Consider the following 12,042-nt stretch of genomic DNA (forward strand, 5'->3'; position numbering starts at 1 on the left):
TCACTCCTAAATCCACAAAGACACAACAAGGTCAATGAGCTTGATCACAATAAATGGAAAAATGACCCCACCTACACCGTAAATCAGCATATTACGGCGTAACAATTGCAGCGCACTGGCAGGTTTGAATTGAACACCTTTGAGTGCCAATGGAATCAGCATTGGAATGATCAAGGCATTAAAGATCAATGCAGAAATCACGGCACTGCTTGGACTACTGAGTTGCAAAATATTCAATACCCCAAGTTGTGGAATTGCCACCGCAAACAATGCAGGTAAAATCACAAAATACTTAGACACGTCATTGGCTAACGAGAATGTGGTTAACGCTCCACGGGTGATGAGTTGCTGCTTACCAATTTCAACCACATCTAACAATTTGGTCGGATCAGAATCTAAATCCACCATATTGCCCGCTTCTTTGGCTGCTTGAGTACCTGAGTTCATAGCTAAACCAATATCTGCCTGTGCCAAGGCTGGTGCATCATTGGTACCATCACCGACCATTGCGACCAATTTTCCTGCTGTTTGCTCTTTACGAATGCACGCCAATTTATCCTCAGGTCTCGCTTCCGCAATATAGTCATCCACCCCTGCTTCGGCAGCAATCGCAGCAGCAGTCAATGGATTGTCTCCAGTGACCATAATGGTTTTGATGCCCATCTCACGTAACAGTGCAAAGCGTTCTTTAATGCCTTGTTTAATCACATCCGACAGTTCAATCACGCCTAAAATATTATGATTCGAAGCCACGACCAATGGTGTCGCACCTTTAGAAGCGACTTGTTCCACACGGGTTTTAAGCTCAATGTTGTCTTTGATTTCTTGGTTGGTAAAGTTAAGAATAGCATCTACTGCACCTTTACGAATGGTTTGCCCAGTGGCGAGATTCACTCCAGAGAGACGTGTTGATGCACTAAATTGAATGAACTCAGCATCTTTCGGCTCTTGGATACTTTCACCTAATTCTTTGCCAAGGCTGATGACCGACTTCCCTTCAGGCGTTGGGTCAGCAAAAGAGGTCAACATTGCTGCTTGACGTAATTCACTTGCACTTACGCCAGCCAATGGATAAAAAGCAGTGGCTTGACGGTCGCCATAGGTGATCGTGCCTGTTTTATCCAACAGCAACACATCAATATCACCTGCAACTTCAACCGCTTTCCCTGATTTTGCTAAGACATTGGCTTTTAAAGCACGATTCATTCCCGCAATCCCGATCGCAGGCAGTAAGCCGCCAATCGTAGTTGGAATCAAACAGACCAACAGGGCAATCAACAAGACTAGACTGATTTTGATCCCGACCATTGATCCCATAACAGGTAAAGTCAGCACCACCACAATAAAGGTGATGGTCATAATATTGAGTAAGATACTCAATGCGATCTCATTTGGTGTCTTTTGACGGTTGGCACCTTCCACCAAGGCAATCATACGGTCCAAGAAGCTATGCCCTGCTTCATTACTGACTCGAATAATAATTTCATCTGACAAAACCTTAGTGCCGCCAATCACACCTGAACGGTCAGTATTGGCTTCACGCAGTACGGGCGCAGATTCACCTGTAACCGCTGATTCATTGATCGTGGCAAAACCCTGAATAATTTCACCATCCGCAGGAACAATTTCACCTGCTTTGACGATGACGAGATCATCCTTTTTCAGTAAATTTGCAGAAATCACTGTCGGGATGGCATTTAAATCAAGAATACGATTTGCAGTTAAGTTTTCACGAGCCTGACGTAAAGATGCTGCTTGTCCACGTCCTTTGGCTTCTGCAACCGCCTCGGCATAATTAGCAAATAAGACCGTGACCAATAAAATCAAGCTTAGGACTAAGCCAAAACCAAAACTGGCATTACCCATCAAAGTGGCAACAAGGGTTAAAACTGTTCCCACCCACACACATGCCATCACTGGATTTTTAAACGCGTGTTGAGGCAGCAATTTATGGAAAGTTTGCTGAATAATTTCTTTATTCAAAATATCCATCTGTTGTGTCGCATTTGAATGTTTCATTGTGCTTGCTCCACGCTTAAACTTTTATCGACAAATAGTCAGCAATTGGCCCAATCACCAACACGGGCATAAATTGCAATAAGGTCAGAATCAGCACGATCCCGATTAAAGTCAGGGCAAAGGTTGGAGATTCGATCTGTAAAGAACCTTTGCTTTCGGCTGCTTGCGGTTTGGTTGCTAAACTGACTGCAATTAAAACTGGAATGATCAACACGCTATAACGCCCTGCCAATAAAGCAACACTAGCACTTAGGTTCCACCAAAGCGTGCTATCACCTAAACCTTCAAAACCCGAACCATTGTTGGCATAAGCGGAGACATACTCATAAAACACTTGGCTAATGCCGTGAAATGCGAGATTGGAATTCCCTGTCATGGATGGGAATGCAATAGCAATCGCAGTCAAACCAAGAATCACCACAGGTTGTAAAAGAATCACCAGTGCTAATAACTTAATTTCAGTGACTTCAATTTTTCGACCAAACAATTCAGGGGTACGCCCAGTCATCAAGCCTGCAATAAATACCGCTAAAAACAGATAAATGAAGAACTGTAATAGCCCACACCCTATGCCGCCCCAAATGGCATTGATCAACATATTGCACAGTTCAACCAATCCCGTGAGGGGTGAGGCAGAGTCATGCATCATATTGACTGAGCCATTATTCACTTGTGTGGTCAAGCTTCCCCACAATGCCGATGCTTCAGCACCGAAACGCATTTCCTTCCCTTCCATCAAAGCAGTATTTGGAGTGAGCGAAGATTTTTCAGCCCACAGGGTCAATAGCGTTGAAGAAAGAGACATTAGCAACATGCTGCCAAAAATCATCCACATCAGTTTTTTACGTTGAATAAAACGTCCAACCATAAACACCGCAGAAAGTGGAATCAGTAAAATCGCGATCATCTCAATCACATTCGACAGTGGTGTTGGATTTTCTAAAGGCACACTACTGTTTGGGCCATACCAACCGCCACCGTTACTACCTAGTTGTTTAATCGCCACCATCGGTGCAACTGGGCCGAGTGGAATATGTTGAATTTTGACTTCTGTGCTTTGCTCTAAAACTTGCGCTGTTGACCCCGCAGATAAGGTTGCTGGCACACCTTGAAAAGTGAGCAGTAAAGAAAAAATTAAACCAAGTGGAATAAAGAATCTAAACAATGGTCGGATGATATCCATCCAGTAGTTACCCAAATTAATAAGATTCCATTTGTTTTGATCTAGGTCTTGTTGTTGAGCTGATTGTAAAAATAATGCTCTTAACATTGCGACTAATAAGGCAAGCCCCATAAGTGGCGACAAATATTGCAATCCTACAATCACGGTCATTTGCGATAGATAAGAGAGTTGAGACTGCCCCGAGTAATGCTGCTGGTTGGTATTGGTCAGAAATGAAATGGTGGTATGTAAAGCCAAATCCCAATTCATATTCGGGATATGATCAGGATTCAATGGTAGCCATGCCTGTGTCATTAAAATAGTGACACTTGCAGCAAGCAGTAAAATATTACTGAGCACAAATGCGGTTAAATATTGCCGCCAGTTCATCCCACTGCGCTTGACACCGAGTAGCGCATAAATCGGTTGCTCAATCCATTTAAACAAAGCGTCACTTTTCATTGGTTTGGCTTGCATTACATCCGCAAGATAGTGTCCGAGCGGATAAGCCAACAACAATGAAAAGACAAATACAGTAATAAATTCCCACATAGCAAATGCCATTTAAAATAGGTCATCATTAGTATGGAAATTGAGAGCGTAAATTCTCTATATTGAAAAAACCAGTAGACGTAAATTTTGCGTAAAATTATTCCTAAACTCTTCTCTGTAATGCCAAAGAATGCTTTAAAAAAAATTATGGAGAAAAATTTCTTAATTTTTACAAAAAATCTTTGACCTTATTAAAAAAAAATTAAAAAGAAATGCAAAAACAAAACACCTTAAATTATTAGCAATACTTTATATTTATCAATATATTACCAACAAAACACAAATGCATACAAATTTAAATAGCATTTTTTTGTGCATTTTCATGTAATCAATCGTACTGAGTAGTTCATTTAGAACATTTACTCTTATTTTAATTATGGTATTTTTGTTACATGGAGTTATAGCAAATCATGTGTCGTAAATGATTTGGCTTATCAATGATAGCTTCTCTACCTAAAAAATCTTGAAGTTCAAGGAAAGATTTAAAATGAAATTAAAACATCTTAGCACTGCCATGATCTTAGCGACGCTACCTGCAACTGGAGTATTTGCAGCAGCATTAGACCGTTCTGGTCAGTCTGTGTCTGCTTTTCTACAACCAGGCAATTATTTCGAAGCTGGTATTTCGGTTCTAGATCCAACAGTAAAAGGTCAATCTACAGCTGCAACTGGTAGTCAAAATATTAGTGACATGGGTGGAGATTATCAATTTTACAATGCTGCTCTCAAGTTACAATTAACGGATTATTTATCATTTGGTTTGATTTATGATCAACCATTTGGTGCAGATGCTGAATATCACGATTCAACATTATTTACTAATGCTGCAGGTAATACAAAAGTTGAAGTTGACACACAAAATATTTCTATGCTTTTTGGTGTTCAACCGATTAAGAACGTTAATCTTTATGCAGGTGGCGTATACCAAACTGTAAAAGGTGGCGTGCAATTACGTGGTGCTGGTTATGGTGGGATAAATGCTTTTGGTGGCTATAATGCCGATATTCCAGAAGACTCTGCTGCTGGTTGGTTAGCAGGTATTGCTTACCAAATTCCAGAGATTGCCCTAAAAGCCTCCCTAACATACCGTTCAGAAATCGAACATTCTGTTAATATTAAAGAAAGTGCTATTCCTTCAGCCAATCCTGTTCCTAGCATTATCAATAATCCAGCTCTAGCAGGTAAACCAGCAACTGGCTCAACAGATATCACAACACCGCAATCTGTTAATTTAGATTTACAAACTGGCATCATGGCAAATACTGTTGCTTTTGCAAATGTACGCTGGGTAAACTGGAAAGATTTCGCGATTCGCCCTTATGCTTTTGGTGTTGCTAGTGGTGTTGCAGGTCCATCTCTTGGTCAACCAAATGGCTTTGATTTAATTGCTTATACAGATGACCAAATTTCTGCAACTGTAGGTGTAGGTCGCAAACTAAATGATAAATGGGCAGGTAATGTCTCTGTGGGTTGGGACTCTGGTGCTGGTAACCCTGTATCCACCCTTGGTCCAACTGAAGGTTATTGGAACGTAGGTCTTGGTGTTCAATACTCACCTGCGGACAACTACTTTATCGCAGGTGGTGTGAAATACTTCTGGTTAGGTGATGCTAAAGCACAATCTGCTGCTCAATTTAACACCGATAACTATCTTGCAGACTTCACCGATAACCATGCAATCGCATATGGTATGAAAATCGGTTACCGTTTCTAATCAACACATCCAATAAAAAAAGACCATCATTTGATGGTCTTTTTTTATTGCTATGCTAAAAATAAATACTGTTAAAAATTTATTATGGATTATTCTTAAAATATAGAAAAACATGATTAATCAAAGTATTAATAAGAATTTACAAATAAACCGAATAGTATATAACACTACACTTCTCAAGAAATTTTCATGACTTTATCAGTTCATTTATGGACATTTGTAAAATATTTTGAGCCATAAAAATTATGTTACTTTTCGCAACATTCTTGTTACAGAGTGATATGAGAGAAAATACCAATGAAGATTAATGCGATTCAGCACGCTCTTTTACTTAGCTTACTCCCAACCACTTCAGCTTTTGCAGCAGCTTTAGACCGTTCAGGTCAATCTATTGCCCCTTTTTTACAAGCAGGCAACTATTTTGAAGCAGGTATTTCAGTTCTTGATCCAAATGTATCAGGTAAAACCAAAGATAATTATCCATTTATTGGTTCACCAATTTCAAATGCTTCAGTCGGTGAGATGGCAGAATCGTACCAGACTGTCCAAGCTGCACTCAAACTTCAAGTTACAGATCAATTTTCATTTGGTTTAATTTACGACCAACCTTTTGGCTCAAAAGCAAAATATTCTCTAACTCCAGAAAAACTTCCAAACACATTACCTGCAGCTTTAGCAGGACAAGGTACATTCCATAATGGTATTGAAACAACTAGCGCTAAAGTTGATACACAAAATTTATCATTAATTTTTGGTTTTCAGCCAAATAAGAATTTCAACTTATATGCGGGTCCTGTCTATCAGACCGTAACTGTCGATGTACAACTTCGAGGCACAGCATACGGGGGTAGTGCGACCTTCGGTGGCTATAATTTTATTACTAAGGAAAATGGTGAATTGGGCTGGTTAGCTGGTGCTGCATATCAAATTCCAGAAATTGCGTTAAAAGCATCTGCAACATATCGTTCAAAAATAAAGCATTCAGCTGAAACGACTGAACATTTTAAGAGTGCTGGGTTATTTAATGGTCTAAATGCTTTACCCAATGAGAATACAGACATTACAACACCACAATCGGTCAATTTAGATTTCCAAACAGGAATTATGGCAAATACGATTGCTTTTGCTAATTTACGTTGGGTCAATTGGAAAGATTTCTCAGTACGACCTCCTAAATTTGGTTTTGCATCACAACAAAAACTAGTTGTAGACTCAACTGGTAAAAAAGACGGCTTTGATCTAGTGGCTTATGCTGACGACCAATATTCTGTAACTGCTGGCGTAGGCCGTAAAGTCAATGATCATTGGGCTGGTAATGTATCTGTTGGTTGGGATTCTGGTGCAGGTAACCCAGTTACAACACTCGGACCAACAGAAGGTTATTGGAATGTAGGCCTAGGAGTTCAATATAGCCCTGCCCCGAATTACTTTATTGCTGGTGGTGTAAAGTATTTCTGGTTAGGAGATGCTAAAGCTCAATCAGGTTCTCAATTCAACACTCCTGGTTATGTTGCTGAATTCGAAGACAATAATGCCATCGCTTATGGTTTGAAAATTGGTTATAAATTCTAATCAATAGTAAAAAAATAAAAGGCGCTTAGAAGCGCCTTTTATTTTTAAATTTCCTTTACCTTTCATAAAAAGCTTAGAAATTTTAATTATTCTGGAATATCGCGTTGTGAAACAGCACGAATCGCCTGTTTTAGTGCCTCATAGCCATGCAAAGGTGGAAACTGTGGGAATTCAGCAATCACATTTTCTGGCGCATCAAATAAGAAACCATGATCCGCTTCACCCAACATGGTCGTATCATTATAAGAGTCACCTGCAGCAATCACACGGAAATTTAAACCATGTAATGCTTTCACCGCCTGACGCTTCTGATCAGGCTGGCGTAATTTATATGCCGTAATCATGCCATTTTCATCAGTTTCAAGTTTGTGACAGAAAATCGTTGGCCAACCCAGTTGTTTCATCAATGGATGTGCAAACTCATAAAAAGTATCAGATAAAATAATCAGTTGAAAATGTGTACGTACCCATTCAACAAATTCTTTTGCACCTTCAAATGGTCCCATATCAGCAATCACAGCTTGAATATCATTTAAACCCAAACCATGCTCTTTTAAAATGTTTAAACGTTGAGTCATTAAAACATCATAATCTGGAATATCGCGCGTCGTCGCTTCTAATTCTTTAATTCCTGTTTTCTTGGCAAAGTTAATCCAGATTTCTGGTACAAGTACCCCTTCAAGGTCTAGGCATACGATTTCCATGAATGCATCCAATGTTGATTAAAAATTGCTGTATCATACCATTAAGATTTTCATTTTTTGCGCTGTTGTTAAATAAAACGATTTTATTCTGCAAGATTAAAATCGAAGACAAGCAAATGGCTTTGCTTAGAATGATTTACAATTGTACCCAAGCCTTTCGCCAGGAACACCTATGACTGTTATTCCGACTATTGACCTTGTAGATGCGCTCGCTGCTGAATATTCAGATAAATCACCACGAGAAATTTTAGAGCTTGCTTTAAGCCAAGAAGGCGAAATTGCAATTTCATTTTCTGGTGCTGAAGATGTTGTATTAATTGATATTGCTTCGCGTCTTGGTAAACCATTCCGTGTATTTAGTTTAGATACAGGGCGTTTACATGCAGAAACCTATCAATTTATTGAAACTGTGCGTAAACATTACAATATTAAGATCGAAATTTGCTTCCCTGAATCCGCTGCTGTACAGCAGTTGGTAAATGAAAAGGGTTTATTTAGCTTTTTTGAAGATGGTCATCAGGAATGCTGTGGCGTTCGTAAAGTACAACCTTTACGTAAAAAATTAGCGACTTTGGATGGTTGGATTACAGGTCAACGTAAAGATCAAAGTCCAGGCACACGTAATGAGATTCCCGTGGTTCAAACGGATGTTGGATTTTCAGGTGAAGGCAAGCAATTGATTAAATATAATCCGCTTGCAAATTGGAGCAGTGCAGATGTATGGAGTTATATTCGAATGATGGAAATTCCATATAACCCGCTGCACGAACGTGGTTTTATTTCAATTGGTTGTGAACCATGTACTCGTGCTGTATTACCAAACCAACATGAACGTGAAGGTCGTTGGTGGTGGGAAGAAGCAACTCATAAAGAGTGCGGATTACACTCGGGCAATCTCAAAAAATAATTCCTAGCAGATTTGGTATATAAAAACCACTGATTCATCAGTGGTTTTATTTTTTCTGACTACCTTGTACAAAGTCATATTTTAACCAGACCAAACCGTATATACTTTACACGACGGTTCAATAATTCTAATAAGAGCTCAAAGAGTATCTTATAAAAAATGCAATGAGAGGCTATATCTGCTATGCGCCCATTACACCCTATTGATTTTATTTTTCTTTCATTAGAGAAAAGACAGCAACCTATGCATGTAGGCGGATTATTTTTATTTGAAATCCCAGAAAATGCATCTCCGACATTCGTACATGATCTTGTTCAAGATATCCGTCAATCGAAGAGTATTCCGGTTCCTCCATTTAACAATCAACTGACAGGATTATTCTGGGGTGAAGATCCTGAATTCGATATCGATCATCATTTCCGTCATATCGCGTTACCAAATCCAGGGCGTATTCGTGAACTATTGGTCTATATTTCACAGCAACACAGTTCCTTGATTGACCGTGCTAAACCACTATGGACATGCGACATTATTGAAGGCATTGAAGGTAATCGTTTTGCCATGTATTTCAAAATTCACCATGCGATGGTGGATGGTGTTGCAGGAATGCGATTGATCGAAAAATCACTCTCCAAAGACCCAAATGAAAAGCATGTCGTACCATTATGGTGTGTCGAAGGGAAGCGAACTAAACGCTTAAAGGCACCCAAGGCCCCTACTGCAAGTAAAATCAGAGGAGTCTTGGATACGATTAAATCACAGTGTGAAGTTGCACCTAAAGTGATGCACGAACTTTCACAAACCTTATTTAAGGAAATCGGGAAAAATCCTGATTATGTCTCAACATTTCAAGCACCACCATCGATCTTAAACCAACGTGTGAGTTCTTCTCGCCGTTTTGCTGCACAATCTTTTGAGTTGGAACGTTTCCGCCTTATCGCTAAAACACTTGGTGTAACACTCAATGACGTAGTACTAGCAGTTTGCTCTGGTGCATTACGTGAATATTTGATTAATCAAAATAGTTTGCCCAAAAAACCTTTGATTGCGATGGTTCCTGCTTCATTGCGTAGCGATGATTCTGATTTCAGCAATCGTATTACCATGATTTTGGCAAACCTAGCCACTCATATTGCAGACCCAATTGAACGTTTAGAAATTATTCGCCGTAGCGTACAGAATTCAAAGCAGCGTTTTAACCGCATGACTGCAAATGAAATCCTGAACTATAGTGCATTAGTCTATGGACCAGCAGGTTTAAACATCGCTTCAGGAATGTTACCGAAACGTCAGGCATTTAATCTAGTGATTTCGAATGTACCAGGTCCACGTGAACCATTATATTGGAATGGCGCAAAATTGGATGCGCTCTACCCTGCTTCAATCGTCATGGATGGCCAAGCACTAAATATTACAATGACAAGTTATTTAGATAAGTTAGAAGTAGGTTTGATTGCATGTCGTAATACGGTGCCAAAAATGCAAACTCTTCTCGCTCATCTAGAAGATGAAATTCAACGCTATGAGCAAGTCATTCAAGATCAGCCACAACAGAAAGTTGTAAATTAAGCATCGTACTGAAAAGAATTAAGGGGCTTTAAATCGCCCCTTATTTTTTAATTGTACGACAACGCTGTAATAGTTGATGGCATGCTAAACGGATCATTGCCGTAGTAATTTGGACCTCTTTACCTTGGCTATCAACCATATAACATGTGTTGACTGGATTACTGTCTAAAACATGCTTAAAACCATGATTCACTAATCTTTCGCTCACATTCATAATTATATACCTCATATTATTTGCTAAGGTACTCAAGATACCTATGGCTCATTCTATGGTTCTAGTATTTAAAATTTGTGATCGAAAGTAAAATTTCAGTTGTAACAAGGATTAAGCGAAATATTGTTACAACTTTAGCTTAAAATGATATCGTATTGCTCTTGCGTATACAGATTTTCGACCTGAAATTTAATCACGCGATTAATGAAATGTTCCAAATCGGCCACGGCTGGGGCTTCTGCTGTGAGTAGCCGATCAATCACTGCTGGATGTGCAACGACAGTAAAGCCATTCTTGGAATCAAATGCACGGGCATAACGCAAAATTTCTCGAAATATCTCGTAACATACTGTCTCTGCTGTCTTTACATATCCACGTCCCTGACAAGTTGGGCATGACTCACATAATAAATGTTCTAAAGACTCACGTGTACGTTTACGTGTCATTTCAACCAAGCCTAACTCTGAAACTTGGGTGATTTTTGTTTTGGCATGATCACGTTCAAGCATACGTTCAAACTGACGCATGACCTCTTGTCGATGCTCAAGCTCTTGCATGTCAATAAAATCAATAATGATAATGCCACCCAAATTACGTAGACGAAGTTGTCTCGCAATGACTTGTGTCGCTTCCATATTGGTTTTAAATACAGTGTCTTCTAAACTACGGCCACCCACATAAGAGCCTGTATTCACATCAATGGTGGTCATGGCTTCAGTCTGATCTATCATCAGATAGCCGCCTGACTTAAGTGCGACACGGGTCTGCAACGCTTTTTGAATATCTTCTTCGACGTTATACAAATCGAAAAGTGGCTTTTCGCCGGGATAGTGAATCAGACGATTTTCAATCGTTGGCACAAACTCCTGCACAAACTCACTTAACTTGGCATGAATCTCACGAGAATCGACATAAATTTTTGCCGTTTCATCACTGGCTAAATCACGGACAATTCGTTGTGGTAAAGGTAATTCTTCAAAAATAAGTTCAGGTGTCGCAACTTCTTTTTGCTTACGTTGAATATACTCCCAAAGCTTACTCAAATAACACATATCTTGTGCAATCGCAGCTTCATCTACACCTTCCGCTGCGGTGCGAACGATCACACTACCCGGTAAGCTGTGTTCGGTCTGAATGCGTTCAATCATGCTACGAAGTCGATCACGCTCTTCTTCTGATTCAATACGTTGTGATACACCGATATGATTACCATAAGGCATTAATACTAGATAACGCGATGGGATAGAAAGATCTGTGCTTAGACGTGCACCCTTAGTTCCCAACATGTCTTTCATCACTTGAACCGTCAACATCTGTCCCGGATGTAGAAGCTCAAAAACATTTGGGGTAGGTTGCGAACGTGACCAGACCATATCATTGATATGTAAAAAAGCAGTCCGAGACAATCCAATATCAACAAAAGCAGCTTGCATACCCGGCAGTACACGTACCACTTTACCTTTATAAATATTACCCACTAAACCACGTTTTACAGTACGCTCAACAAATAATTCATTGACCGTACCATTTTCAATTAAAGCCACACGACACTCCATCGGTGTGACGTTAATTAGCAATTCTTCTGCCATAATCCACTCAAAATTTTATAAAAATTCTTATATCCGAAAG

At 39.6% G+C, this 12,042-nt stretch carries 9 protein-coding genes; 4 read left to right on the forward strand and 5 right to left on the reverse strand.

All coding sequences use genetic code 11. The features are described from left to right. Positions 1–6: 6 nt before the first annotated feature. A complete protein-coding gene (gene kdpB, locus ABLB98_RS10385) occupies positions 7–2,019 on the reverse strand; it encodes a potassium-transporting ATPase subunit KdpB (protein WP_348882244.1) in 2,013 nt (670 codons plus the stop codon). A gap of 16 nt (positions 2,020–2,035) precedes the next feature. Beyond that, positions 2,036–3,733, reverse strand: coding sequence for a potassium-transporting ATPase subunit KdpA (gene kdpA / locus ABLB98_RS10390; RefSeq protein ID WP_348882246.1), 1,698 nt, complete (start codon positions 3,731–3,733; stop codon positions 2,036–2,038). Between the two features lie 487 nt (positions 3,734–4,220). Between kdpA and ABLB98_RS10395 the strand changes: the two genes are divergently transcribed. Continuing rightward, complete coding sequence (locus tag ABLB98_RS10395) at positions 4,221–5,447, forward strand: outer membrane protein transport protein (RefSeq protein ID WP_348882247.1); 1,227 nt, start codon at positions 4,221–4,223, stop codon at positions 5,445–5,447. A gap of 297 nt (positions 5,448–5,744) precedes the next feature. Continuing rightward, positions 5,745–7,019 (forward strand): transporter, encoded by a 1,275-nt coding sequence (locus ABLB98_RS10400; protein WP_348882248.1) that lies wholly within the window; start codon positions 5,745–5,747, stop codon positions 7,017–7,019. 86 nt (positions 7,020–7,105) lie between these two features. On the opposite strand, the gene thrH is transcribed toward ABLB98_RS10400, so the two are convergent. Then, the gene (thrH, locus tag ABLB98_RS10405; protein WP_087543234.1) at positions 7,106–7,723 is read right to left on the reverse strand and encodes a bifunctional phosphoserine phosphatase/homoserine phosphotransferase ThrH; all 618 of its coding nucleotides are present in this window, start codon (positions 7,721–7,723) and stop codon (positions 7,106–7,108) included. A gap of 172 nt (positions 7,724–7,895) precedes the next feature. On the opposite strand from thrH, the gene ABLB98_RS10410 reads away from it, so the two are divergent. After that, positions 7,896–8,630, forward strand: coding sequence for a phosphoadenylyl-sulfate reductase (locus ABLB98_RS10410; protein ID WP_348882249.1), 735 nt, complete (start codon positions 7,896–7,898; stop codon positions 8,628–8,630). A gap of 183 nt (positions 8,631–8,813) precedes the next feature. Then, positions 8,814–10,199, forward strand: coding sequence for a wax ester/triacylglycerol synthase family O-acyltransferase (locus tag ABLB98_RS10415; RefSeq protein WP_348882251.1), 1,386 nt, complete (start codon positions 8,814–8,816; stop codon positions 10,197–10,199). 40 nt (positions 10,200–10,239) lie between these two features. Here ABLB98_RS10415 and ABLB98_RS10420 read toward each other — a convergent pair whose 3' ends face one another. Together ABLB98_RS10420 and rng are read right to left on the reverse strand one after the other, a co-directional pair. Then, on the reverse strand, positions 10,240–10,413 hold the full coding sequence (locus ABLB98_RS10420; protein ID WP_004664584.1) for a PA1571 family protein: 174 nt from the start codon (positions 10,411–10,413) through the stop codon (positions 10,240–10,242). Positions 10,414–10,547: 134 nt separating this feature from the next. Further along, complete coding sequence (gene rng, locus ABLB98_RS10425) at positions 10,548–12,002, reverse strand: ribonuclease G (protein ID WP_348882254.1); 1,455 nt, start codon at positions 12,000–12,002, stop codon at positions 10,548–10,550. Positions 12,003–12,042 lie beyond the last annotated feature (40 nt).

The organism is Acinetobacter yuyunsongii (assembly GCF_041021915.1).
GTDB lineage: Bacteria > Pseudomonadota > Gammaproteobacteria > Pseudomonadales > Moraxellaceae > Acinetobacter.

Coding starts and splice junctions, on each gene's coding strand:
- kdpB (WP_348882244.1), bottom strand. CDS start 2,019: ATGAAACATTCAAATGCGACACAACAGATGGATATTTTGAATAAAGAA.
- kdpA (WP_348882246.1), bottom strand. CDS start 3,733: ATGTGGGAATTTATTACTGTATTTGTCTTTTCATTGTTGTTGGCTTAT.
- ABLB98_RS10395 (WP_348882247.1), top strand. CDS start 4,221: ATGAAATTAAAACATCTTAGCACTGCCATGATCTTAGCGACGCTACCT.
- ABLB98_RS10400 (WP_348882248.1), top strand. CDS start 5,745: ATGAAGATTAATGCGATTCAGCACGCTCTTTTACTTAGCTTACTCCCA.
- thrH (WP_087543234.1), bottom strand. CDS start 7,723: ATGGAAATCGTATGCCTAGACCTTGAAGGGGTACTTGTACCAGAAATC.
- ABLB98_RS10410 (WP_348882249.1), top strand. CDS start 7,896: ATGACTGTTATTCCGACTATTGACCTTGTAGATGCGCTCGCTGCTGAA.
- ABLB98_RS10415 (WP_348882251.1), top strand. CDS start 8,814: ATGCGCCCATTACACCCTATTGATTTTATTTTTCTTTCATTAGAGAAA.
- ABLB98_RS10420 (WP_004664584.1), bottom strand. CDS start 10,413: ATGAATGTGAGCGAAAGATTAGTGAATCATGGTTTTAAGCATGTTTTA.
- rng (WP_348882254.1), bottom strand. CDS start 12,002: ATGGCAGAAGAATTGCTAATTAACGTCACACCGATGGAGTGTCGTGTG.